At 61.5% G+C, this 20,940-nt stretch carries 33 protein-coding genes and 1 pseudogene; 23 read left to right on the top strand and 11 right to left on the bottom strand.

Annotated elements, in window-relative coordinates; translation table 11 throughout:
- Positions 1–385: 385 nt before the first annotated feature.
- Positions 386–1,300: a hypothetical protein gene (locus AC5FRZ_RS04490; RefSeq protein WP_493563985.1), complete on the top strand. Its 915-nt coding sequence runs from the start codon at positions 386–388 to the stop codon at positions 1,298–1,300.
- Positions 1,301–1,706: 406 nt separating this feature from the next.
- The gene (locus tag AC5FRZ_RS04485; protein WP_493563984.1) at positions 1,707–2,045 is read left to right on the top strand and encodes a hypothetical protein; all 339 of its coding nucleotides are present in this window, start codon (positions 1,707–1,709) and stop codon (positions 2,043–2,045) included.
- Between the two features lie 158 nt (positions 2,046–2,203).
- Here the strand turns inward: AC5FRZ_RS04485 and AC5FRZ_RS04480 are convergent, their stop codons facing one another.
- Positions 2,204–2,506: a hypothetical protein gene (locus AC5FRZ_RS04480; protein WP_493563983.1), complete on the bottom strand. Its 303-nt coding sequence runs from the start codon at positions 2,504–2,506 to the stop codon at positions 2,204–2,206.
- A gap of 19 nt (positions 2,507–2,525) precedes the next feature.
- On the opposite strand from AC5FRZ_RS04480, the gene AC5FRZ_RS04475 reads away from it, so the two are divergent.
- The 17 genes from AC5FRZ_RS04475 (at position 2,526) to AC5FRZ_RS04395 (ending at position 11,489) form a co-directional block, all read left to right on the top strand.
- Positions 2,526–2,846, top strand: a complete 321-nt coding sequence (locus AC5FRZ_RS04475; protein ID WP_493563982.1) for a hypothetical protein — start codon at positions 2,526–2,528, stop codon at positions 2,844–2,846.
- Positions 2,843–3,424, top strand: coding sequence for a hypothetical protein (locus tag AC5FRZ_RS04470; protein WP_208628447.1), 582 nt, complete (start codon positions 2,843–2,845; stop codon positions 3,422–3,424). The genes AC5FRZ_RS04475 and AC5FRZ_RS04470 overlap by 4 nt, the downstream gene beginning before the upstream one ends.
- Positions 3,421–3,693 carry a hypothetical protein gene (locus AC5FRZ_RS04465; RefSeq protein ID WP_493563981.1) on the top strand — a complete coding sequence of 91 codons (273 nt, stop codon included), beginning with the start codon at positions 3,421–3,423 and terminating at the stop codon, positions 3,691–3,693. The genes AC5FRZ_RS04470 and AC5FRZ_RS04465 overlap by 4 nt, the downstream gene beginning before the upstream one ends.
- On the top strand, positions 3,690–4,478 hold the full coding sequence (locus AC5FRZ_RS04460; protein ID WP_493563980.1) for an ATP-binding protein: 789 nt from the start codon (positions 3,690–3,692) through the stop codon (positions 4,476–4,478). Before AC5FRZ_RS04465 ends, AC5FRZ_RS04460 begins: the two co-directional genes overlap by 4 nt.
- A 240-nt stretch (positions 4,479–4,718) precedes the next feature.
- Entirely contained in the window at positions 4,719–4,964 is a 246-nt protein-coding gene (locus tag AC5FRZ_RS04455; RefSeq protein ID WP_240936937.1) for a hypothetical protein, read from the top strand.
- Complete coding sequence (locus tag AC5FRZ_RS04450; protein ID WP_493563979.1) at positions 4,964–5,446, top strand: hypothetical protein; 483 nt, start codon at positions 4,964–4,966, stop codon at positions 5,444–5,446. The genes AC5FRZ_RS04455 and AC5FRZ_RS04450 overlap by 1 nt, the downstream gene beginning before the upstream one ends.
- 140 nt (positions 5,447–5,586) lie before the next feature.
- Positions 5,587–6,180, top strand: coding sequence for a hypothetical protein (locus AC5FRZ_RS04445; RefSeq protein ID WP_493563978.1), 594 nt, complete (start codon positions 5,587–5,589; stop codon positions 6,178–6,180).
- 308 nt (positions 6,181–6,488) lie between these two features.
- Positions 6,489–6,944: a hypothetical protein gene (locus AC5FRZ_RS04440; protein ID WP_170093233.1), complete on the top strand. Its 456-nt coding sequence runs from the start codon at positions 6,489–6,491 to the stop codon at positions 6,942–6,944.
- Position 6,945: 1 nt separating this feature from the next.
- Complete coding sequence (locus AC5FRZ_RS04435; protein WP_493563977.1) at positions 6,946–7,209, top strand: hypothetical protein; 264 nt, start codon at positions 6,946–6,948, stop codon at positions 7,207–7,209.
- A 61-nt stretch (positions 7,210–7,270) separates the two neighbouring features.
- On the top strand, positions 7,271–7,843 hold the full coding sequence (locus AC5FRZ_RS04430) for a hypothetical protein (RefSeq protein ID WP_493563976.1): 573 nt from the start codon (positions 7,271–7,273) through the stop codon (positions 7,841–7,843).
- Positions 7,844–7,849: 6 nt separating this feature from the next.
- Positions 7,850–8,497 (top strand): hypothetical protein, encoded by a 648-nt coding sequence (locus tag AC5FRZ_RS04425; protein WP_493563975.1) that lies wholly within the window; start codon positions 7,850–7,852, stop codon positions 8,495–8,497.
- 73 nt (positions 8,498–8,570) lie between these two features.
- Positions 8,571–8,951 (top strand): hypothetical protein, encoded by a 381-nt coding sequence (locus AC5FRZ_RS04420; protein WP_493563974.1) that lies wholly within the window; start codon positions 8,571–8,573, stop codon positions 8,949–8,951.
- Positions 8,952–9,165: 214 nt separating this feature from the next.
- Positions 9,166–9,615 (top strand): hypothetical protein, encoded by a 450-nt coding sequence (locus AC5FRZ_RS04415; protein WP_493563973.1) that lies wholly within the window; start codon positions 9,166–9,168, stop codon positions 9,613–9,615.
- The gene (locus AC5FRZ_RS04410; RefSeq protein ID WP_493563972.1) at positions 9,615–9,830 is read left to right on the top strand and encodes a hypothetical protein; all 216 of its coding nucleotides are present in this window, start codon (positions 9,615–9,617) and stop codon (positions 9,828–9,830) included. The genes AC5FRZ_RS04415 and AC5FRZ_RS04410 overlap by 1 nt, the downstream gene beginning before the upstream one ends.
- A complete protein-coding gene (locus AC5FRZ_RS04405; protein WP_493563971.1) occupies positions 9,827–10,030 on the top strand; it encodes a hypothetical protein in 204 nt (67 codons plus the stop codon). Before AC5FRZ_RS04410 ends, AC5FRZ_RS04405 begins: the two co-directional genes overlap by 4 nt.
- Positions 10,031–10,144: 114 nt before the next feature.
- A complete protein-coding gene (locus AC5FRZ_RS04400; RefSeq protein WP_493563970.1) occupies positions 10,145–10,801 on the top strand; it encodes a PIN domain-containing protein in 657 nt (218 codons plus the stop codon).
- A gap of 154 nt (positions 10,802–10,955) precedes the next feature.
- Positions 10,956–11,489, top strand: coding sequence for a hypothetical protein (locus tag AC5FRZ_RS04395; RefSeq protein WP_493563969.1), 534 nt, complete (start codon positions 10,956–10,958; stop codon positions 11,487–11,489).
- Between the two features lie 355 nt (positions 11,490–11,844).
- Here the strand turns inward: AC5FRZ_RS04395 and AC5FRZ_RS04390 are convergent, their stop codons facing one another.
- Both AC5FRZ_RS04390 and AC5FRZ_RS04385 read right to left on the bottom strand, forming a co-directional pair.
- Complete coding sequence (locus AC5FRZ_RS04390) at positions 11,845–11,985, bottom strand: hypothetical protein (RefSeq protein ID WP_493563968.1); 141 nt, start codon at positions 11,983–11,985, stop codon at positions 11,845–11,847.
- Positions 11,986–12,101: 116 nt separating this feature from the next.
- Positions 12,102–12,387 (bottom strand): annotated as a pseudogene (locus AC5FRZ_RS04385) (DUF7692 domain-containing protein).
- A 286-nt stretch (positions 12,388–12,673) separates the two neighbouring features.
- On the opposite strand from AC5FRZ_RS04385, the gene AC5FRZ_RS04380 reads away from it, so the two are divergent.
- Positions 12,674–12,961, top strand: a complete 288-nt coding sequence (locus AC5FRZ_RS04380; protein WP_493563967.1) for a DUF433 domain-containing protein — start codon at positions 12,674–12,676, stop codon at positions 12,959–12,961.
- Positions 12,962–13,073: 112 nt separating this feature from the next.
- Positions 13,074–13,316, top strand: a complete 243-nt coding sequence (locus AC5FRZ_RS04375) for a DUF5615 family PIN-like protein (protein ID WP_493563966.1) — start codon at positions 13,074–13,076, stop codon at positions 13,314–13,316.
- A gap of 159 nt (positions 13,317–13,475) precedes the next feature.
- On the opposite strand, the gene AC5FRZ_RS04370 is transcribed toward AC5FRZ_RS04375, so the two are convergent.
- The 4 genes from AC5FRZ_RS04370 to AC5FRZ_RS04355 all read right to left on the bottom strand — a co-directional run bounded on the left by AC5FRZ_RS04370 (position 13,476) and on the right by AC5FRZ_RS04355 (position 15,567).
- On the bottom strand, positions 13,476–13,673 hold the full coding sequence (locus tag AC5FRZ_RS04370; protein ID WP_493563965.1) for a hypothetical protein: 198 nt from the start codon (positions 13,671–13,673) through the stop codon (positions 13,476–13,478).
- 511 nt (positions 13,674–14,184) lie between these two features.
- Positions 14,185–14,958: a DUF2321 domain-containing protein gene (locus AC5FRZ_RS04365; RefSeq protein WP_493563964.1), complete on the bottom strand. Its 774-nt coding sequence runs from the start codon at positions 14,956–14,958 to the stop codon at positions 14,185–14,187.
- A gap of 27 nt (positions 14,959–14,985) precedes the next feature.
- The gene (locus AC5FRZ_RS04360; RefSeq protein ID WP_493563963.1) at positions 14,986–15,252 is read right to left on the bottom strand and encodes a MarR family transcriptional regulator; all 267 of its coding nucleotides are present in this window, start codon (positions 15,250–15,252) and stop codon (positions 14,986–14,988) included.
- Positions 15,253–15,255: 3 nt separating this feature from the next.
- A complete protein-coding gene (locus tag AC5FRZ_RS04355; protein WP_493565073.1) occupies positions 15,256–15,567 on the bottom strand; it encodes a winged helix-turn-helix domain-containing protein in 312 nt (103 codons plus the stop codon).
- A 599-nt stretch (positions 15,568–16,166) separates the two neighbouring features.
- Between AC5FRZ_RS04355 and AC5FRZ_RS04350 the strand changes: the two genes are divergently transcribed.
- Positions 16,167–17,066, top strand: coding sequence for a tyrosine-type recombinase/integrase (locus AC5FRZ_RS04350; RefSeq protein ID WP_493563962.1), 900 nt, complete (start codon positions 16,167–16,169; stop codon positions 17,064–17,066).
- A 444-nt stretch (positions 17,067–17,510) separates the two neighbouring features.
- On the opposite strand, the gene AC5FRZ_RS04345 is transcribed toward AC5FRZ_RS04350, so the two are convergent.
- The 4 genes from AC5FRZ_RS04345 to AC5FRZ_RS04330 form a co-directional block, all read right to left on the bottom strand.
- On the bottom strand, positions 17,511–17,903 hold the full coding sequence (locus AC5FRZ_RS04345; RefSeq protein WP_170093576.1) for a type II toxin-antitoxin system VapC family toxin: 393 nt from the start codon (positions 17,901–17,903) through the stop codon (positions 17,511–17,513).
- Complete coding sequence (locus tag AC5FRZ_RS04340) at positions 17,900–18,139, bottom strand: antitoxin VapB family protein (protein ID WP_153552795.1); 240 nt, start codon at positions 18,137–18,139, stop codon at positions 17,900–17,902. The genes AC5FRZ_RS04345 and AC5FRZ_RS04340 overlap by 4 nt, the downstream gene beginning before the upstream one ends.
- An 87-nt stretch (positions 18,140–18,226) precedes the next feature.
- Positions 18,227–18,898, bottom strand: coding sequence for an alpha/beta hydrolase (locus AC5FRZ_RS04335; RefSeq protein ID WP_493563961.1), 672 nt, complete (start codon positions 18,896–18,898; stop codon positions 18,227–18,229).
- The gene (locus AC5FRZ_RS04330; RefSeq protein ID WP_493563960.1) at positions 18,895–19,827 is read right to left on the bottom strand and encodes a VOC family protein; all 933 of its coding nucleotides are present in this window, start codon (positions 19,825–19,827) and stop codon (positions 18,895–18,897) included. Before AC5FRZ_RS04330 ends, AC5FRZ_RS04335 begins: the two co-directional genes overlap by 4 nt.
- 413 nt (positions 19,828–20,240) lie before the next feature.
- Between AC5FRZ_RS04330 and trmY the strand changes: the two genes are divergently transcribed.
- Positions 20,241–20,840 carry a tRNA (pseudouridine(54)-N(1))-methyltransferase TrmY gene (trmY, locus tag AC5FRZ_RS04325; protein WP_493563959.1) on the top strand — a complete coding sequence of 200 codons (600 nt, stop codon included), beginning with the start codon at positions 20,241–20,243 and terminating at the stop codon, positions 20,838–20,840.
- The last annotated feature ends 100 nt before the right edge of the window (positions 20,841–20,940 follow it).

The following is a 20,940-nucleotide window of genomic DNA, read 5'->3' as shown; positions in this document are numbered from 1 at the left end:
CCGGCAGTAAACGGCTCACCCTGCTTTTCCAACATCTCCCAGTCGAACCCAGACGGCGCGACCATGATAACCCCCGTCCCGGCGAGCAGTGCCAAGCTCCACTTCACTACTCTGCTCGATGCCCTGATTCCGGGCGTGGGGTTGCGGATACGGAACGTAAATCGACGATCCGCCCTGTTCCTGCGCTTTTGCATCACCAAGGGGCACCACCGGACTGTCCGACAGCGCCCGACCAACGTTGTATCTCACTTGCCGCTGCGACATGGAACCGTCTAGAATCTGATTAGTAAAAAGTCTGTATCCGACTATATACTCGTACTCGGAGTGGTCCAGTCACCCAACACGCTCTACCTCCCGTTTGGGTGTATGGTGGTGACCTCATTCTGTGACCACACGAATCGAGTACGGGAGTAAAGACGCCGCAGACGCCGCGAGAGAGCGACACGAGGAGTACCTGTGTACGGACGACGACCGCCGGCTGAAGACGGTCGCCTACTCCGACGCCGACACGCCAGAACACGTGCTCGATGCCGAGCGCCTGGAGGCTGCCGACAGTCGGGGCGAGCAGAGCGACGGTCCCGGTCAGGTTCCGCTGTCCGACGGCGAGCGTGACCGGATCGACTTCTCGAAGGCACGCGCCTCGGTACCCCACGCGAAGGCGGTCAAGGGGATTGCCCGGTCCGAGGGCGTCGAGGACTGGGTGAGCTACTACGACGGCACCCTCACCGTCGACGAGCACCGCGAGGTGATGGCCGACGCCAGCCGCGAGAGCGGCCAGCGCACCGACGCTGGGGAGAGCGTCGACGAGAAGGCCGCCGACGCCGCCCAGACGGCGAAAGGCGAGCGGTGCGACCATGCCAGAGGGCACTGTGAGAACGGCGACCCCGAAGCCTGCGAGTTCCTCACCGAGACCTGCCAGTACGATTTCGACGACGTGCAAGAGATGCTGCTGGCCCAGCGAGCACCCGACGCACGCCCGACACCCTCGAAGCCCGACGAGGTAGAACAGGGCGGAGAGCAGACTGAAGCAGGCAAATCCGAGGAGCTCGACCGGCAAGCAGAAGGGGGCACTCAGCGAGGCGTGGAACGGCTATCTCGGGGCACTCGACGCCGTCGACGACGCCCTCGAAACCCTCGCCAACGAGTGGGTCCACGCACAGCAGGCCGCCCGTGCGATCAACCGGATTCGGGCCACCGTCGGCCAGCAGCCCCTTCACTTCGAGCGGCTGGAAGGGTCGCAGGCCGATCTGACCGACCTCACCCGGCAGATGGCTGCCGACTGCCACGAGTGCCACGCTGACCACAGCGACCACTCCCATCCCGTCACTGAGGGGGACCGCGAGAGCATCCGACAGGTGGTTTTCGAGGGGGCCAGCGAAACGCCGGTCGGCACCGACGCCGACGACCAGCAAGAACCAGCCAGAGAGCAGACTGAAGCAGGCGAGAACGGCGGTCGAGAGCAGGTGATCGAGACCGACGACCAGCGGACCCCTCACCGGCGACCGGGCAAACGACCAGGCACGACTGGCCGGTGGGGGGCAGGGAGAGCGGCGGCAAGGGGAGGTAGAGCAGCCAGATTCCCCCCAGAATCCGGGTGGTCTCATGGCCGACCAGCGAGAGACCAGCCAGACAACCAGCGACGACCAGCGAACAGAGCAGCAAGTACCCGACGCTTTCGCCGTCCCTGAGGGCGGCCAGAACACGCTATGAGTGACTACACTTGCCCCGTAGAGGGGTGCGACTATCCACCGGACGGCGACGCCTCGAAGGCCGCTGTCCGGTCCCACATCAACGCACTGACCGACGACCAACACGACTGGGAGGCACTGAAGCCCCTCCTCGACGAGCAGGACCCAGACGAGCAGCAAGGCGACCAGCCAGAAGGGGTGACGACGACCCCCCTGGAACGGGCGGCGCGGCTGCTACCGACGGCGACGAGGACGAAGACCAGCAAGAACCAACCGGAGAGCAGACTGAAGCAAGCCAAACCAGCGAGAACGACCAGCAAGAGATGGACCAGTCCGACGAGTACGAACAGCAACTGACCCAACAGAGCAGCAACGAGCAGGGGGGCGACCAGCAAGACGACCAGGCAGATGGAGGTAGCTCGGGAGGTAGCAGCGGCCCTCTGGGAAGGCCATTCTGGCCGGGACTGTCGCCCTCCTCGTTGCTCTCGTCGTGGCGACCAGCCCAAAAGCGACGATCAGCAGGATGAACCGGTCGAGGTAGAGAGCGAGGTATCCGACGCCGGTCCCGTCGACGAAGGCGAGACTCCCCAGGAGGTGTTTTGATGAGCGAAGCCGAGACCGCCGAGGAAGAGCCACCCGAGGAGCCCGAACCGGACCCAGAGACCAGCGAGGAAACCGAGGACGACCGGCCGGCGATCGACGACGACGAGCGGGCCGACGTGGACCTCGACGATCTCGACCTCGACACCGACGCCATCGAGGGAGGAAGCCGGCGCTGGCAGCGACGAGCAGGACGACGAGAGCGGCGAGGAGACCACCGACGACGAGCCACAGTCGATGGTCCCAGACGGCGAGTCGTGGGGCGACCAGTACGTGATGGTGCTGGCACTCCTCCTCGGCGAGATCGCCGAAGCGAGCGACGGGCCGACCGAGAAGGACGCCGAATCCATCGAGAACCTCGCCCGATCGCCGCCGGTCGAACTCGACGACGCGGTCGACCAGTGGCTCGCCGAGTCGGGCATGGGCACCGACACCTCGCCCGGCAAGAAGGTGGCGCTGGGGACCGCCGGGCTGGCGCTGGCGATCGTACTCACCGAGACGGATCTGGCACAGGACGCTATCAGTGACCTCACCGACAACCTGGACCTACAGCTATGATGGAACGCATGAAGCAGCTACGGCAGATGAAAGGCGATCTGAACGACCCTCACAACTCCGAGCGGATCACGGCCCACGCCCGAGTGCTGGCCGAGATCGAAGCCCAGCAGCGGGCGGCCGTGCTCGACCAGCGCGAGCAGTTGGGGATCGACCCCGACGACGGCGTGGACGAGCACGACGTGGAGGAGCGCGTGGCGGAGATCTGCGACGTGCTCGCCGCTCAGACGCCCGGCGGCCCATCGCTCGCCGAGATCTGGCTGGCCCACCACGCCCCCGAAGACCTCGACGTCGACGACCCCGAGACGCTGGCGACCTACGCCGAGATGGACCACAGCGAGTGGAAACAGCAGGTCAGCCGGTGGGCCGACGCAGTGCGCCACCAGGCCGACGGGCTGCACGGTCGCTCTGATCGAGAGGTGGCAGACCACCACGTCAGCGGCCAGTGGGGCGTCTCACTCGACCGCTTCGAGCAGGTGATTGTCGAGTTCGACCGAGAGCGAGCGATGGAGGAGCTGCTTGCCGGCCCGAGCGAGGCGACCGAGGGGGCCATCTACGCGAACACGGAGGCGCTGGCATGAACGTAGCTCTCCCACCGACCTACGAAGTCAAGAAGACGGCCGAGGCGATGGCGTGGGTACTCATCGTCGCGCTCCTGCTCGACCTGCTGCTGTCGCAGTACCGACAGAGTGACACACCCGCTGAGCCAGACGACCACCCGGACTACGCCCACCTCTCTGCCCTCGATCTCGAAACACTGAACGACGGCGAAGTCCGACGAATTAGAACCGCTGACGGCGAGACGCTTCGGATCGTGGGCGAGAATGTCGACCGGGAGGCTGAACCGTGAACCTGCTCCTCGCAGCAGCGAGCGGATGGGGGAAGTCCTACGTCTGTCAGGCCACCACCGAGAGCAATCTCGGAGAGTACGACGGCGTGGTGCTGCTGGACTACAAGGACGAGTATCGCGGTCTCGTCAAAGCTGGGAAGGCAAAGCACTGGATCGCTGGCCCCGTCGAAGCCGAGCAGTGGTCGACCGACCACTTCCGGCAACTGATCGAGCAGAACGGCAACGTCGTGCTGGCCCGCCACTCCCATCTCTCGCCAGAACAGTGGCGAGCAGTCTGTGCGAAGGCGATCAGCGCCGGTCGGCGGTCGTCGCTGTCGGTGCTGTGGGTCATCGACGAAGCCCACTTCGTCGCCCAGCAGCAGGCGAAGCTCCTCGACCCCATCAAGGGGCTGGCGACGACCGGGCGCGGCGAGGGGCAGTCGAGTATCTGGGTGACACAACGGCTCTCCGAGCTGGCAGAGACGATCATCGCCCAGTGTACCGCCCGGAAGCTCGGCGGCTTCGAGAGCGACCGCGATCTGTCGAAGATCGGCGGCGTAGTCGACTACCCCCAGGACCTCCACCGGTCGGGCGGCCACCAGGTGCCGGGGCTTCCCGAGGGGCTACATGCCGACGACGAGGGGGCGATCTCGGTCCGGAAGTGGACTGAGGGGGACACGGTGACTGGCTCCGAGTGGATCTATTCGGACGACAGCGGCACAGTTCGACGGATGAACTCGGCCAACGTCGACATGGAGAGCGAGCACGTCGGCGCGCCGGGCAAGAGCATCAAAATGCCAGAATGAGAACGCAGATCACTCTCCAGGGGGAGGACAGTCAGGTATTCGAGCAAGTCCGTGACTCCATCGAGGGAGGAGCGACCAGGCGGTCGGCCGAACAACGCCGAAGTGGTTCGCGTGTTGATGGACGCTGCACCCTACTGACAGCACGACACAGCACGGTACAGCACAGACGATTCCTCGTTTCGTGGCTCGTTGAAGGGTACACGACCGCTACTGCTCGATTGCATGGACTTTGGTAATGCAATGTCGACGCTCGCCAGCGAGGACTACGTGGTCGACGTGGCCCTCATCGGTGGCGGCTACATGGCACCGGAACTCGTACAGTACGCAGTCGAAGACAAGATGGGTCGGGACCTCCCCAACGAAGCCTACGGCGCGACAGTGGCCGCTGGCGGCGCGCTCTACGGCGGCGCTGGCCGGAAGGTCGCCATCGGCGGCGGCATCAACGTCCTCGAAGAACTCCGGGCGCGGGTCTCGGGTGGTAACTGATGTCGGAGAGCCTGACCAACCTCGGCAGCGCGAAGGTCGACGCCACCGAAGAGACGAACATCAAAGACACCGACAGCACGATCTCACGTGGTCGCCCGTCGACGGGCTCGTCATCGAGATCGACAACCACGTGTACGGTGGGTCTGGTGTCCCCATCTACGCCGAGCTCGAAGGACGCCAACGGGAACGACCTGCCCCGCGACACCGAGGTGATTCTGCGGTGGGACACTCCGAGTCGCGATCAGCCGATGGTCGTGAGCGAACGGCTCAGCAACATCCGTCAGTACCGGACCCTCTCGCTCACCGAGCAGCAAAACGAGGACTACCGCGAACAGACCCGCACCGAACTGAAGGGCGACGGCCTGGTCGTGCTCGACTTCGAGGAGGTGCAGGTCGCCATCCGATCCTCGAAGCAGATCGACTGGGACAACTCGCGTGTGGAGATCGACCGCAAGGCTGTGACCGTCCGAGCGGAGGACTGACAGCATGAACGAGCAGATCATGCAGCGTCTTCGGGGAGGCCAACACCAGCCGCGACAACATCACAGCCGGTGATTTCACCTTCTCCACAGGGTCGCCGGGACAGCCCACGACCGTCGCGGAGTACCAGCCCAAGCGGGCAGTGTCCGTCGACGGGAGCCGCCCCTTCGACCTGTCGCTGGTGGCCTACGAGACGTTCACGACCGACGGAGACGCCGGAGACGCCGAGACGATCACCCTCAGCCACGAACTGATCGACTCAAACGTGGTCACTGACTCCGTGGTGGTGTACAAGGGTGACAACCGCGTTCAGCCGGACTCGGTCGATTACGCTTCCGACCAGATCACCTACACGGACGACGGGACGAACAACACCCTCACGATCTACTACACGAGCGGTGCGCAGGCCCTCGTGGAGTTGCAGAAGGTCGCACCCAACGGGACGCCGGACGTGCTGTTTTCGGCGGACATGGGGATGATCCACCGTCGGGACCAGGGCAAGGAGCCGATCACCGTCGACGCCGATCAGTCCCCGCTTCATCCGTTCGTTCCGGCAGACTACACACTCGCACTCACCGTCACGGCCCCGTACACGGTCGCGTTCGCTACGGACGCGAACGGGTCGGGGACCGAGGTGGTCGCAACGAACGCGCTCACTGACCTGCCTGTCCGCGGAGCCGAAGGTCCTATCGACGGACTGAAGCAGGCAGTGGCGACTGACGCGGCACGGAGGTAGAGCCGTGCCGCCCGGCGGACTTGTTACACGACCCGCAACCGGACGAGAGGCATCTGGCACCGGGCCACGAACCGCAGCAGCGACCACGAGCACCGAGCAGGGAAGCCAACAGTACGGACCGGACGACTCGGCGCTGGACGAGTTCTTCCGTCAGCGTCCGATCAACCGCGACGACCTGCTGCTGGCGAGCACTGTGTGTATGCTCGTCTTGCTGCTGTACACGGCGATGGAGGACGGTACGATATGACTCACGACGACATAGCCGCCACAGAACGGCGGCACGACAGCAACGACGTGGTGATCGGCCGATGAGTACTGTCGGCCCCGACAGCGTCATCGAGCGGGTGCTGTCCGAGTACAACATCGGTGCCGATTCCTGGCACGAAGATCTGTTTGAGAGCGACACGGACCGGCTCTTGCTCGCGCTGTTGCTTGAGCAGCGAGGTGAACAGTACCTCGGCGAAACGAGCACCAGCGACGAGCCGACGTATTTCGTGACCGAAGAGCCGGTCTCGGTCGACTCTGTCAACCAGCAGGGCCTCGACTGGGGATTCCCGGCCGACACGGTCACCGTCTGGGGCTTCGACGAGCCCGTTCTGGTCTCGTTCCAGCAGACCGGGACCAACCGCGAAATTCCGCTCACAGCCGCTGAAGCGCCGTTTTCGCTCAGCCCACCTGGTGGACTCAACACCTCGAAGCTGTGGTACCGACAGATGACCGAGAGTGCCGCCGACACCACTCTGAAAGTGTTGGCACTACGATAGCATGACTTTCACTGGACCAAACGCGACGACGTGGGGCAAAGCACTGGCAGCACTCAGAGACAAGGTGAGCGGCATGGCGACCTGGTCGCTCGAAGACACCTCCGCGAACGGCGACGCCGAGAGCATCGCTGACGGGGAGTGGTTCGTCATCAGTACCCCGAACGGCGAGTGTTTCCAGATCTTCGTACTCGACAATCGGTACGATGGAGCGATCCGAATGGAACACGGCCCGAGCTTGGGACTCGGCGGAATCGACGTGGGCTGACCGCTACGCACACGACGTGGCCGCTAATACTGGGCGAGACGACAGCGGTAGTGGTGACCCGATGGGTTACGCGCCAGATGACTCGGGAGGACAGATCCTCGAAGAGAGCGACAGCGTGAGCTACTATCTCGACTACTCTGACACCGACGGCTGGGTATTCTACGTCGATCGGAACGTGGGCGACGGCAACGACGAGGATATGGCGATCGGGATGGCCCGACTCTCGGAAACCTGGGATATCGACGCTGCTGCCAACCGCGAGAGCAACTACGCGATCCTCTGGCACGCGCGATGTGAGGACTCTCGCGATGGCTACGCGTACGAACGAAGCTGGACGAACTTCATGAGTGCGATGCCCGGAACGCAGTCGGGCAGCACCCAGCACGGTCGAGGGCAGGTGAACCCAGACAACAACTACGCGAACTACACGACGACGGACAACGTAGTCGCGTCCGGCCAGTACAAGAACAACGCGGAGAACGACGCCATCATCGGGACGCACTCGATGTGGGTTCGGGAGGAATCGGGCGACGACGCCAGCCACGAGGACACGATTCAGGACGAGAGCGCGAACAACCTGTACAAGCTCTGTAAGGCCCACAACATCGCCCAGGTCGGCATCGCGATGGAGTGACCACCGATGGCGACTTTCACAGAGGCACCGACCGGGGCGATCGCCAGATCGCTGAGCGACAGCGACGAGTCGCGGACGGCCACGACGGCCTCGGCGGCCACGTCGAGTCGATCCCGGCCCGACACCCAGCACACCGTGACCCAGTCGGGAGCTCGTTACTGCGGATACGGTGCGGCCACGACCCGAGCGGCCGGGGAGACGGCTGGGGCGGCGACGACCGACACGGTCCGACCGCGGCCCCACCGCCGTCGCGATCGCGCCGCGAGTACCGACCAGAGTGCGATCCTCATACCGGCAGCGTTCCGGCCCGTCGCCGTGGAGGTGGTCGATCCCGACGGCAACCCGCTCCCAGAAGTCGAGTGGGTAATGTCTGCCGGCGTGTTCCCGACGGCGGCAGCGATCGACGACGACGCCCAGGGCGATCTCCCGTGTCTCTCCACGACCTACACGACGTTCATGGGCGTGGCCCGACGAGACGGCGGACCCGATGGCGTTCGCTACACGTGGTTCAACCCGGCCACCGACGAGGACGGCAATCCGCTTCAAGATCCCATCGGGCCGCTGGACGATACTGCGACGATCGTTCTCGACCCGGTCAAGCTCAAGGGCCTCAGCGTTGGTCGTGGTGGCAATCTCGGAGGGCCTCTCTCGTGATCGACTCCCGACAGCGCATCTATGGTGATACAATCATGAACGACAGCAACACTCAGACCAGAGGTATCGAGCGATGAGCAAGACTGCAATGGAGAGGTGGTATGATCGTCAGGACACGCCGGACGACCCGACAGACGACAGCACTGACTCGTCGTCGAGTCGCGGATCGGAGCAGACGCAGGACCTCCTCGATCGGCAGACCGACGACTCGCGCGATGACGATTACACGGTCCCAGACGACGACCCGGCGGGCTCGGGAACGAACGGCTCGGATCACACGATCATCAGCGGGCGCAACGAGGGCAGTAGTGACACGACTGTTGGCCCGTCTGAAGGCGTCGAGGACACCGATGGCGACGGATCGGCCGACACGGTGGTGACGACGCCGGACTCGCGGACTGACGGGACCCCCAACTCCAGCCAGGGAGGATCGAGGGACCACCGCTCCGGATGACTCGACCGACACGTCGGATTCCTCGGGATCGGGTGGCCCGTCGAGCGATAGTTCCACACCGACCGGTCCGACCGGGCCGGCCGGCTTGCCGATGGAGGCAGTCGGTGCAGTCGCCGGGATCATGCTGCTGGTCGCGCTCTGGGGGTGGTGGCAGTGAGTCCAGCCTCCAGCGGCAGCAGCAGCCGGCGGCGCTCTCGCTGAGAACGCCGACGAAGTGGCCGATGTTGCCAAGCAGGGCAGTGCCGACGCCCGTCAGGTCGCGGAGTCCCGCGGCGGGCAGATCTTCATGGTGATCCTCGGTCTCGGGCTGCTGTACTACATGTACACGGCCGTCACCGTCGGCAGCGACGTGGCTGACGGCGCACAGGATGCCGCGGGTGACGTGGGCGGCGCTGCTGGCGATGCCTGGGACGGTGCAACGGACGTGGCCGACGGCACCGGCGACGTGGTGAGAGACGGCCTCGACTGGCTGTTCAGCAACGGTGCCGGTGCAGCCGAGGAGGCGGCAGACGACTCCGAGCAGGCCGGTGACTGGGCGGCTGGCGGTGCGGCCGACGCCGTCGAGAACGTCGGCAACGAAGCCGGCGAAGCGTGGGACTGGGCGGCCGGCGGTACAGCTGACACGGTCGAGGACGCCGGGGACGCCATCGGAGGGTTGCTCTAATGGGTGTCCAGATCGGTCTCGGGACGGTCGCGGCACTCCTGTCGGTGCTCGTCGGGATCGAGCTTGCGCAGTTGGAGGTATTGCGACGGACGGCCCAGCGGTCGCGCTCGAACCGGAAGCGGCTCAGAGCGCTCCTGCGGGCCTTCGGTGTCCATCCCGACGAAGGACCAGCCTACGACGTGGACGCCGACGCACTCGGAGGTGAATCGTCGTGATCGCGCTACAGATGACGCTCCCGACGATCCCGACGCCGGACACGGCGACAGTCTCGCTGTGCGTGCTGTTCCTGATCGCCGGTATGGCTGTCCCGACCCGCTACGGGATGGAGCGCGTCGAGGGCTTCGGGCGGGCCGTGGTCTCACAGCTGCCGTACCAGCCCCCCGCCGGGACAGGACGAGCAGCAGGCGATGGCTGACGCCGTCGACGGCGGTGAGAAGAGAGCAGGTCGTGAAGCTCCTGGGTTCTTTCCCCAGCGTGGCACATGAGAAACCACATGAGGCTTAACTGACCACAGCACATGGCTATCAATATGGGAACCAGCGACGAGACGACCGTGAGTGAACGTGGTGGCGTCACGATCCCCTCCGAGATCAGAGAGGCACTCAGCATCGAAGCGGGAGACAAGATCCGCTGGACCGTCGAGGAGGGCGACGTGATGGTGGAGATCGTCCACCAGCGGGAAGGTGTCTTCGATGACTTCGAACCCATGTCGATGGGGAGGAGACGGCGGGACCGCCCACAACACGACCGGAGAGGAGCGATGAGCAGGGCACTCTTAGACGCCACTGCCCTCATTGCTGCGGCGGATCGTGACGACGCTGACCACCAGCGTGGACTGGAGATTCTGCGCGGGATCGACTACGGAGAGTTGCCCGACGGCGTCATCACCAACGAAGCGTTGCTTGAGACGCTGAATTTCGTCGAGGAGCGAAAAGGCCATGACCGCGCCGTCGACCTCCTCGACCGCTTCGTACAGGGCGCACACTTCGAGCCGCAGTACAATCCGAAGAAGAACTTCGGCCTTGGTCGATCCCTGTTCCGTGGCCATCCGGGCCTGAACTTCGGCGACAGTATGCAGACTGCGTTCATGGAGTCTGAGAACATCGAGTATATCTATAGCTTCGACGACGACTTCGACTCGATCGACGGCGTCACACGCCTGAATAGCGCAGTGAACCCCTACTGAAGGATCGCACCCGAGCTTTTCTGCGACAGTTTCGCTCTTCTGGTGTCCGCCTCTCGGGACAGAGTCGGATGTGATTGAGTTTTGAAGATTTAGCTGACATACACTCTTTTATATTTCAGATGACTTTCGGATACTAAGAGGGATATACCATACCATGGATGAATTAGACAACTTTGTTGAGGAAAACCGACAGGACAAAGATGAGATAAATCGGTTTACTACACTCAATTCTACAGTAAGTTCACCAGTTCCGGCTGGGGCTATTTGGTTAATCCTTGCTATAGCTATCAATTATACCTTGACTGAATTCAAAATCGGCACTCAGAATGGTGAATTACGAGATCCTGTAGCGTGGGCCGGTACAATAATTTCATTCATACCAGTCTTTGGGGTTTACTTATTGTTGTTAAAGAGGAAAAATCAATATGATATTAATAATAAGGCTGTTTTGCTACACTATCTTTCAATGGCTATTGAACATCACCAAGATGGCGACCGCAAAAATGTGGTGAAATACCTCAAAAAATTCAGAGAATATGACTCAGGAACGTCTACATCTCTCATCCATCCTATGTATCAAGAACGATTTCACGAGTACATTGATTTACTGGAGGATTCAAAACCTAACAAACAAGAGGGAGATCTTGGCCGAGACATTCAGTCAAAATATACGCTCAGTCCTCGATAATATTCCATTATATGATAATATAGATATAACAATTCCAAGAGAGGAAGAAGACGAGCCAACCAGTTCTTCAAACATTCGGATTCTTGTCGATGAGGTCTCTGAAGCAATAACGGTTGGTTGGTTGAAACAGGCTTCCGGGTTTATTTTCTTGCTCGTTGCAATTGTGAGCTATTCCATCTGGGGACCCACGCCTGCATTAGTAATTCTGGGTGCATTTCCAGTTCTACGCTCTCTCTTTTCGGTTTCAGGTGGCCAGGGGAAAGACACGTAGAGTTCTCCGACAACTACATATTGTCTAAAAAGTAATGACTATATCCGTTACATTCGTCCGGCTCTCGGGACAGAGTCGGACAGATTATTGGTTCTCTTTCGCTTCGCTGATCGCTTCTTCGAGTTCGTCCAGAAGATCCTCTGCGTCTTCAAGCTTCATCGCTCTGTGTCTGCCGTTGATCGTGAGAGTGATCGCACCGTTGTTTTCGCTGGCGTGTACTGTCATTCCGATTTCTGGTTCTTACGGACAGGTCTACAATCTTGGGGGTGGCATGACCGAGAACCACCGTTCTCGCACAGACTGTGCGAAACATCCCACCCTTAGATGAATCTCCAAGTGGATCAGTTCCCGCGATCCACGCCTACACTACTCTCGATCTCGAACTCGACTCCTCGCGTCGACATGGTCTCGGCGATCTCGCGCTTCTGCTTGGTCGTCAGGTCGTCCCGTTCCAGCACGTCCCGAGCTTGCGTCGACGAGCGACGGCACAGTATCGCAGGCATAGGCGACTGCGTCCGATCGGTTGCAGTCGTAGAAGTCGGCGGCCCGCTCGATCGCGTCGAAACGGTACTCGTTACCATCGCCGGTACGGATGCGGACGGACTTGGGAACGTCTTTCGTCGCCATGCTCGTGAACACGACCCCCAGAATCCTAGTTTTTTCGGCTCACTGGACGGGCCATTTCGGCCCGATTTGGGGGTGAAGTGCTGAACTGCCGAGGAGATTCGTGGTCACGATCAGGGACGAGCCGCGAATATGAACACGGAGTGACCCAGTCTCGTGTTCATATTGAGGGAAGCCATTTTCTCGACGCGCAACCCCGAGAGGTCGTACCCAGAGAGTCTTCCCAGCAACTGAGAGGGAACTACCGGCAAAACTCAAGTGTGCCGCTCTACAATATCGTAGTGTAGCAATGTCGAAGCAGATGAAGAAAACTGTAGTTTCAGGCGACGAGTCAGACATTCACGACGAGCCGCACATCCGCGGCCGTCGCATCACGGTCGGCTACATCCACGACCGCGTCGAGGAGCGCGGGCTGCGGCCCGAGACCGTAGCTGACCGGCACGATCTCCCACTGTCGAAGGTCTACCACGCGCTGGCGTACTATCACGACCACCCCGAAGAGATGGACGCCGTGGAACGCCAGCGAGAGGGAGGCCGCGGAGATCGCGCGGGAAGAGTCGACGCTCACCCCACCTGATGAGTGAGGATGACGGTGCGCTTCCTGCTCGACGAGAACATGGAGCCGCAGGTACGCCACAAGCTGGATGCCTACGGCTACGATGTCGAGCACGTCGGTGACGTAGCAGAGCTTGGACCTGGGGACGACGGACGACCAGATCGTCCGCTACTCCGCTCGCGAGGAGCGAGTGATCCTCACCTACGACGACGACTTCATCACGGACCACGACCACGACGCCTACCACTGCGCGATCTACTTCGTGGATCAGGACTTCTCGGGCCGAGAAGTGGCCGAGATCGTCCACAAGATGGCGTCGACGTATCCCGAATCGGAGTTCCGTGGGCTGGAGTTCGGGAGCAAAGACTGGCTCTGATTTGGCTACTCGTTCTCGTCATCGGACTCCTCTGTCATCTCGAACAGGAACGAAAGCGTGTCTTGTAGTTTGTCGGTGAACATTTCGAGCAAGAGATTATAGAAGACAGCTTTCGCTGACGAACTCTCTTCGGCGATTTCATTCACTTCGGTCAGATATTTACTGACCGTTTTTCTGAGAGACGCCGACACGGTCAGCTACTTCTGTTTGATTATATCCCAGTGCGCGGTAAATCATGATCTCGCGCAGTCGATCTTGATCCAACGAGTCAGGCAGTTCGATCTGGCTCGTATCCTCGTCTTCAGCCTCCTCCTTGATCTGGGACGACATTTCAATATCTACGTAGTAGTAGAGCAAAGAGCCTGATAAAGATTGATAACTTATTAAGTTATTAATCTCGCGTAGTACCTAAGCTAGACTTTTAAGTACTTTCAGTATAGTATAGGAAATGTGGGGTTGGACCCCACGCCTAACACCATGTCGTCTTTAGACATCCAGCAGCAAAAGCGTGACGCTCAGCCGGCCACGGATGAGATCGCGTCTGACGCTGCTAACGAACTTGCGAACGAAGTTGCACAGATACTCGTCGAAGAGAGCATGAACAATGCCCCTGGCACGGTTTCGGGAACCGTTGCAGGTGGCGTTATCGGCGGCGCACTCGGCGGTCTCCCCGCGGAGCGATTGCTGGGGCCGCACTGATCGGTCTGCTGGGTTACCACCACGACCAGCAGGCAGGTTACACCAGCAATAGGGTAGTAACCGCCCTTCCGATTTTGGGAACTGGAGGTATACTGTAGCCTCAAAGAGTCAAGGACACCAGTAGTCCCAAGAATCCGATTCCGATTGAGTCTGAGGCACCTACTCCGGTCTAATTTCGATGAGCGGTTGCCACTTCTCGGCGGATTCGGAACAAGACTTTTGCGACCCACGTCGCACCCTCTGATAGTTCATCTAACTCACCCTTAGAAAGATTCTGTTCAATTGAGTGTGCCGAAGCATCGCCGGAATACTTGATCTCGGACAACTTTTCGATGATTGTCTCTTCGTCTGCGGTAGAGTATTGATCGAGTGTATTCGTATTCTGCTCGAAAACCTCGATTAAGTCTCCGAATGATTTGTGTTGGCGATGTTCTGGCCTGTAGAACATTCCGTTCTGTTCTATCCCGAAATGGCCCCGCAAAATGTCGATCAGCAGATTTTCAAGAAGCTTTCTTGTTAGCACCATGGCCGCTTCATCGGCCTGAACCCGATAGCAGAGATTGATTTCAAATACGAGTGATGGATAGAACTGCCCGGTGATATTTGAGTCGTCAAGCGCCAAAAATTCACCCTCACGTTGTTCTGCCTGTTCAACAGGATCAACCCACGGATACAGTTCACCACAGGCTCTACAGTGGTTCGGAAGATCAACTGTTGCCGGTACAGGCCGCTTATACGAAATCATGATCGAGGTACCACAGCTTCCACAGCGCCAAATAATCTCAGAGCCGCATTCTCCACAGTAGTTTCCTCCATCAGAGACCTCCGAGTTGATGTTGACATCAAAGGCCTCGGATGCAGACATGACTGCATTAGGATCGGGACCTACTTTTTTTATATGACCATTCCGACAAACTCGAACCGCTTCCATATCATCAGTCATGGATTGATTACTTCCGTAGCACCCGGTCTACGGTCGGCCGTGGCAGGTTCTCGGCGTCGAGCCCCCGTCGAGATATCGGTGGCCGTCACCCGTGAGTTCGTAGCTCGCCAGTCCCATCGTATCGGCAAGACCGGCGTAGCGAAGCATTTCGAGCCGTTCACAGACGTGGGCCGTCGAAACCTTCGTGAAGGCGTTCCGTGAGATCATCTCCGGTTCGGCCCACTCTTCCTCTTCGAGATATTCGAGTATCCGCTCGTCCTCGCGCTTCATCCAACTGGCTGTCTTCCGATCCATGTGTTACCCCGCGTTCTCCGACTCGGATTTGCTGGTCGTGCCGTTGTTCCCATTTTCCCCGTTCACGTCGATCGGCTCGTCCTGCTCGTCTTCGTACGTGCTGATCTCGCCGTTGAGGTACGCCTCGCCCCGGTCGGTGATTACGTAGACCCCGTTTCCGAGATCGAGCAAGAGGCCCTTGTCGGCGAGCTTCCGCAGTCGACGAGAGATCTGTTGTTTCGTGACTCGGATCAACCCTGTATCTTCCAGCATCTTTGGGGAGACACTGTCTTCGTCACGAGCAATCTCAAGGATTCGGTCATCCCATATGGTCATCCATGCGCCTGAACGTCTCATTTACATCAAATATGGCGTTTTAGAACGTCAAGGCCCGGAATATAGCATTTATAACTATATACTGTACTCTAAGCGCCAGCGTAACATCTATAACATGCCAGTGTTATTGGTGAGGTAGGAACCGCTTGGTCGGTTGATGATGACTCTCCTCGGTTCTCGAAGCCGGGCGGTGCGACAACACCGCCCGAAAAGGTGGTTCCACCGATAGCTATGATCGAAACCACTTCGACGGGGCTGGAGCCCCGTGCAGAGACTGAGGCATCGCCATCCAATAATTCTGACGCTGGCAGTTGCGCGACCTGTGGCGCGGCGGCCGACGGCGTCGACGCCCGCGACCGACTGCCGACGTGCGCCGACTGTGCCGGTCTCGTCGCCGACGGCGGCAAGTCAGACAATGAGTGACGACCGACGCCGTCGGCGGTCCGAGCCGTCGGAACTGACGCCACGCGAGGCGTGTGACCGATACCTTCGGCGTCGCCGATCGGACTCGACAGAGAAGAGCGTTCACGGCTGGGAGTACCGGCTGAAGCTCTTCGTCGAATGGTGCGACGGCGTCGGTATCGAGACCGTCGGGGAGCTTGCGTGGCTACGATCTCGACGAGTACTACGAGCTCCGATCGGCCAACATCGCACCCGTCACACTCGAAGGCGAGATGTGGACGCTGAAGATGCTCTTCGAGTTCCTCGAAGACATCGAGGCAGTGGACGACGGCCTCGCCGAGAGAGTCCGAATCCCCGACATCGACCCCGAGGAACGATCGAGCGACACGAAGCTCGACGCGCAGGAGGCCCGCGCCCTGCTGGAGCACTACCGGCAGTCCGATTCCGACTACGGGACCCGACAGCACGTCTTTCTCGAACTGGCGTGGTTCACTGGCGCTCGGCAGGGCAGTCTCCGAGCGCTCGACGTTCGGGACGCGGAGCTGGGCGAGAACCCCTACGTGATGTTCCGCCATCGGCCCGATACCGGGACGCCGCTGAAGAACAAGCGCCGCGGTGAGCGGCCGGTCGCCCTCTCTCCAGAGGTTGCGGCCGTCGTCAAGACGTACCTCTCTGAGTACCGCTACGACGTGAACGACGATCACGGTCGCCAGCCGCTGCTGGCGAGCGCAAACGGCCGACCGACGAGCAACACGGTCCGCTTCTGGAGCTATCTGGCGACCATTCCGTGTACCTACGGTCTCTGTCCCCACGGGAAGACGATCGAAGACTGTGACTGGACCGCCCGGCGTCACGCCAGCAAGTGCCCCTCGTCCCGATCACCCCACCAGATCCGAACCGGGACGATCACGTGGTTGCTCAACCGCGGGTGGCCGCCACAGGACGTAGCAGAACGAGTCAATGCCTCGGTCAAGACGATCGAGGACCACTACGACAAGGCGACTCCCGAGGAGCGCCGCGAACGACTGCGCGAGCGGATGGAAGACCGCCGCCGATCGCTCATCGACCAACTGGAGTTTCAGAAAGATGATAGCTAACACGAAAATCCGAGAACGGGAGATAGACCATGCACAAGTGCCTACGAATCGCGATAAACCAGAATCGCGCCGGCCCATTTTCACTCTACTACGCGAGAAGTCCTGAGAACGCAGAGTTCAGTGTACGTTGGAATAGAACGAAATACGCTACTTCACCGGCTTGGTGACACAACACGATCATTGCGTGGTCGCTGTTCGATACAGCAGGACCGTTCCACGTCGAGCGTTGCACTGAGGACTCTCAAATGCAATCGCTGGGTAAATATCGTGTTTGTGCGTGCAAGAGAAACAGCGAACGTAAAGATATCACCCTGGAGAACTCATCTGCTGGGGCCGAGATCGTAAAACGAGCCCGACTCGTACCCCGCATGAACTGACAGTTGATGCTGGTTCACAGCAACTGTCGACTGCGGCATCGACGCTCGTTGCCATGGCGACCGTGTCTCAGTATCGCTCGATCTCGAGGTCGGGGATCGGTTCGAAATCGGTGGGGTTGCCGGTAACGACCGGCTCGTCGTAGTGGCGTGCAGTCGCTCCGATCAGTATATCTCCGGTCGAGACTGTCTGTCCCTGGCGCTTCAGTGACCCGTTGAGCCGGCCAGCGAGACGCGCGATCTCCGGCGTTGTCTCCTCGACGGGGCGAGTGTCGACGATCGACTGGATCTTCTCGACCTCCGCTTCGGGCGTCTCGGTGTATCCGACACCGACGTACAACTCGTACACGACCTGCGCGGGGATTCGTTCGACAACGGGATTCGAGTCCAGCTGACCGGCCTTCGTCACGGCGTCGGTCTGTCCGTTCATTAGATCGATCAAAAACGACGTATCGAGGATCATGTGCCCTCGAAACGGTCGACCAGCTCGTCGAGATCCTTGTTGTCGACGGCGTCTACCTCGTCGACTGCTTCACGGAACCCGTCCGCTTCCTCGTCCGAGAGGATACCGGCGATCTCCAGCAGCGAGGGGCCGCCGACGAGCCGATCGACGGCCTCCGAGAAGGTCTCGTCCTCGTGTTTTCGCGCTCGGATCGTCTCGTAGACGTCTTCGTCGAGCCGGACGTGCTTCGTCCCCATATGTAAACACTCGTTTACAGAGTTGAAAAGACTACCGCCACCACGTGCCGACTGATTCCGACTGCACGATCCAACCAATGACGGCTATCAGCTGTCGACCAGCGTTTCGAGCACCGACCCGAGAACGTCGAATTCGTCGTCGGTGACCTCGTGGCCCACGCCCTCGTAGCGACGCTCAGTCACATCCCCATCGAGCGACCGGAACACTTCCGCAGTGGCTCGCGCCCGGTCGGCGGAGACGTGTGGGTCTTCGTCGCCCGAGGCCACGAGCACCGGCGTCCCGTCGAGCGTCCCTGCGTAGCCCCCGGAATCCAGGGCCGGACCGAGCAGCGTGCCACTGAGGACGGCTACGCCGCCGTACCGGTCGGGGTTGCGGGCGGCGAACTCGGCGGCGACGCAGGCCCCTTGCGAGAAGCCGACGAGGACGACGTGGTCACGGTCCACGCCGAAGGTCTCGACGACGTGTTCGAGGAGGGCCTCGACGACGGCGAGGGCAGACGAGACGTGTGGTTCGTTGCGCTCGATCGGCTGGGTGCCAGCGTAGGGATACCACCTGCTTCGGTGGGCGTCAGGGGCGACGACGGTGACGCCGTGGTGGGAGATCGGATCGAGGAGGGCAACGATGCCCTGTGCGGTCGCGCCCCGGCCGTGAAGTGCGAGGACGACTGCCTCGGTCGCGCCGCGTGGCGCGCCAGCGGTGACGATCGGCCGGCCGCCGTGGGGGCCGGGCACGTCGTCAGTAGGACTGTGCTCGCTCATCCGTCGCGGTGGGGCACCTCGATCGGGGGCAACTGCTCCTCGATCATCGACCGGTCCTCTTCGGCCCACGGTGGCAGGACGAGCGACCCGCCGAGGTCGGCGGCGTCCTCGTCGACGGTCAGGCCCGGTGACTCCGTCGCGAGTTCGATCAGGATCCCGCCTGGTTCCCGGACGTAGATCGCTCGGTAGTAGTGCCGATCGTGGATGCGCGAGACGCGAACGTCACGGTCCCGGAAGAGGTCGTGCCACTCACGGAGATCCTCGTCGGCGACGCGCAGGGCGACGTGGTGGATCGTCCCCACGCCCTCGCGGCCGAAGGTGCCCTCGCGGTCGAGCAGGTCGACGACGGTCGCGTAGTCACCGGATGCGCGGTAGCGGATCCGATCATCGCTCTCGGCGACCTGTTCGAGGCCGAGCGTTTCGAGGACGCTCGCGGTCTGGTAGGGATCGACGGGATGGGTCGTGACGCCGTGGAGGCCCCTGATCCCGTGCTCGGTTGGGACAGACTCCGCCTGCCAGGAGTCGACCGGCGCGTCGACGGCCACGAGTTCGAGACGCGTCCCCGCGGGATCCTCGAACCGGAGCAGGGACTCGCCGAAGCGCTCGCGGCGCTCGGCGTCGACGCCGTGCGTGGCGAGGCGGTCCGCCCAGAAGTCGAGCGACCCCGGCGGAACGGCGAAGGCGGCGGCGTCGATTCCCGGTCGCCCGCGCCGCCCCGGCGGCTCGTTGGGGTAGGGAAAGCAGGTGTAGATCGTCCCGAGGTCGCCGGTGGCGTTGCCGTAGTAGAGGTGGTAGCGCAGCACGTCCTCGTGGTTGACGGTGCGCTTGACGAGGCGCAGTCCCAGCACGTCGGCGTAGAAGTCGAGATTCGCCTGCGGGTCCCCGACCATCGACGTGACGTGGTGGATCCCCGGCGTATCGGTGAGCATCTGATAAACGTCTGTTGGGGATCGGTGGTGATAGTCCCGGCGGCAGACGAAAGGAAAGAGTTGAGATACGGGCTGGTCACGGTGCAGACACCGAAAGCCCTCGGCACGCTAGCCGGATCTGTGGCAGATATTCTCCCTTCGGTCGAATAGTGCCGCTGCAGATCCGGCTACCGCGCCTCGCCCTTTCATCCGCCAGGCGTGTGGATAGCTGAACAGTCTACGTCCTGGCGGATGAAAGGGCGAGTGCAGTTCCGGGAACCCCGACGACGTAAGCACCTACTGGAGCGCAGCGAGTCGCGGGACCGGAACTGCACGAGGGCTTTCGGTGTATACACTCCAGCAGCATCAGTGAGCCCTTCTCGAGCAGAACTCAAAAGCGAGCGTTCTTGTCCCCACACGTCCTCGCCGTCGGTATGCGCCAGTTCGTCATCATCGGCCACGACGCCCCCACGACGCCCGACTTCTCGCTGGACGATCTCGCGGGGGCGGCGGGGCGACTCGACGTGCTCTGTCGGTGTGTCTCGGCCGCCGTCTTCCTCAGTCACGACGTCCGCGAGGACGTACGCGTCCACCTCGTGCTGGGCGACGAGTACACGGTCACCGTCGACAGCGACACGGTCCGGCGGCTCAACCCGGACGAGCGCTCGACGGCGGCCCTGATCCGCACGGCTCTCGAAGAGCGCGAGGAAGCCATCGGCCACGTGCCAGTCGAAACCTCGCCCGGCATCTCGCTGACCCGCCGGGGATTCGAGGGGACGCTCGAAGACGTGGCGACGGCGGGGACGGTCGTCCAGTTGCACGCCGACGGCGACCCCGTCGTCGACGCGACGCCGCCGACCGATCCGGTGTTCGTCCTCTCGGATCACCGAGATTTCACCGACGCCGAACAGGCCCTGCTCGACGACGCCGTCGACCGGCGGCTCTCGCTTGGGCCACAGCCGTTACACGCCAACCACGCGATCACCGTCGCCCACAACTTCCTCGACACCGACGGCTACCGGACCACCGAGTGATACTGCCGGCTGTCACTTCGTGAAGAGCTTCGCCACCTCGGGGTGGCGAAATCGGTCACAGATGTACAGCCGGTAGTATGAGCCAGGAGCGCGCCCCCGG

The sequence above is a fragment of the Halomicrobium sp. HArcht1-1 genome (genome assembly GCF_058933285.1).
The sequence above is the reverse complement of the archived record's forward strand: the minus strand, read 5'-3'. Positions and strand labels throughout refer to the sequence as shown.

Coding starts and splice junctions, on each gene's coding strand:
- AC5FRZ_RS04485 (WP_493563984.1), top strand. CDS start 1,707: ATGAGTGACTACACTTGCCCCGTAGAGGGGTGCGACTATCCACCGGAC.
- AC5FRZ_RS04475 (WP_493563982.1), top strand. CDS start 2,526: ATGGTCCCAGACGGCGAGTCGTGGGGCGACCAGTACGTGATGGTGCTG.
- AC5FRZ_RS04470 (WP_208628447.1), top strand. CDS start 2,843: ATGATGGAACGCATGAAGCAGCTACGGCAGATGAAAGGCGATCTGAAC.
- AC5FRZ_RS04465 (WP_493563981.1), top strand. CDS start 3,421: ATGAACGTAGCTCTCCCACCGACCTACGAAGTCAAGAAGACGGCCGAG.
- AC5FRZ_RS04455 (WP_240936937.1), top strand. CDS start 4,719: ATGTCGACGCTCGCCAGCGAGGACTACGTGGTCGACGTGGCCCTCATC.
- AC5FRZ_RS04450 (WP_493563979.1), top strand. CDS start 4,964: ATGTCGGAGAGCCTGACCAACCTCGGCAGCGCGAAGGTCGACGCCACC.
- AC5FRZ_RS04440 (WP_170093233.1), top strand. CDS start 6,489: ATGAGTACTGTCGGCCCCGACAGCGTCATCGAGCGGGTGCTGTCCGAG.
- AC5FRZ_RS04435 (WP_493563977.1), top strand. CDS start 6,946: ATGACTTTCACTGGACCAAACGCGACGACGTGGGGCAAAGCACTGGCA.
- AC5FRZ_RS04430 (WP_493563976.1), top strand. CDS start 7,271: ATGGGTTACGCGCCAGATGACTCGGGAGGACAGATCCTCGAAGAGAGC.
- AC5FRZ_RS04425 (WP_493563975.1), top strand. CDS start 7,850: ATGGCGACTTTCACAGAGGCACCGACCGGGGCGATCGCCAGATCGCTG.
- AC5FRZ_RS04420 (WP_493563974.1), top strand. CDS start 8,571: ATGAGCAAGACTGCAATGGAGAGGTGGTATGATCGTCAGGACACGCCG.
- AC5FRZ_RS04410 (WP_493563972.1), top strand. CDS start 9,615: ATGGGTGTCCAGATCGGTCTCGGGACGGTCGCGGCACTCCTGTCGGTG.
- AC5FRZ_RS04400 (WP_493563970.1), top strand. CDS start 10,145: ATGGGAACCAGCGACGAGACGACCGTGAGTGAACGTGGTGGCGTCACG.
- AC5FRZ_RS04395 (WP_493563969.1), top strand. CDS start 10,956: ATGGATGAATTAGACAACTTTGTTGAGGAAAACCGACAGGACAAAGAT.
- AC5FRZ_RS04390 (WP_493563968.1), bottom strand. CDS start 11,985: ATGACAGTACACGCCAGCGAAAACAACGGTGCGATCACTCTCACGATC.
- AC5FRZ_RS04380 (WP_493563967.1), top strand. CDS start 12,674: ATGTCGAAGCAGATGAAGAAAACTGTAGTTTCAGGCGACGAGTCAGAC.
- AC5FRZ_RS04365 (WP_493563964.1), bottom strand. CDS start 14,958: ATGACTGATGATATGGAAGCGGTTCGAGTTTGTCGGAATGGTCATATA.
- AC5FRZ_RS04360 (WP_493563963.1), bottom strand. CDS start 15,252: ATGGATCGGAAGACAGCCAGTTGGATGAAGCGCGAGGACGAGCGGATA.
- AC5FRZ_RS04355 (WP_493565073.1), bottom strand. CDS start 15,567: ATGACCATATGGGATGACCGAATCCTTGAGATTGCTCGTGACGAAGAC.
- AC5FRZ_RS04345 (WP_170093576.1), bottom strand. CDS start 17,903: ATGATCCTCGATACGTCGTTTTTGATCGATCTAATGAACGGACAGACC.
- AC5FRZ_RS04340 (WP_153552795.1), bottom strand. CDS start 18,139: ATGGGGACGAAGCACGTCCGGCTCGACGAAGACGTCTACGAGACGATC.
- AC5FRZ_RS04335 (WP_493563961.1), bottom strand. CDS start 18,898: ATGAGCGAGCACAGTCCTACTGACGACGTGCCCGGCCCCCACGGCGGC.
- AC5FRZ_RS04330 (WP_493563960.1), bottom strand. CDS start 19,827: ATGCTCACCGATACGCCGGGGATCCACCACGTCACGTCGATGGTCGGG.
- trmY (WP_493563959.1), top strand. CDS start 20,241: ATGCGCCAGTTCGTCATCATCGGCCACGACGCCCCCACGACGCCCGAC.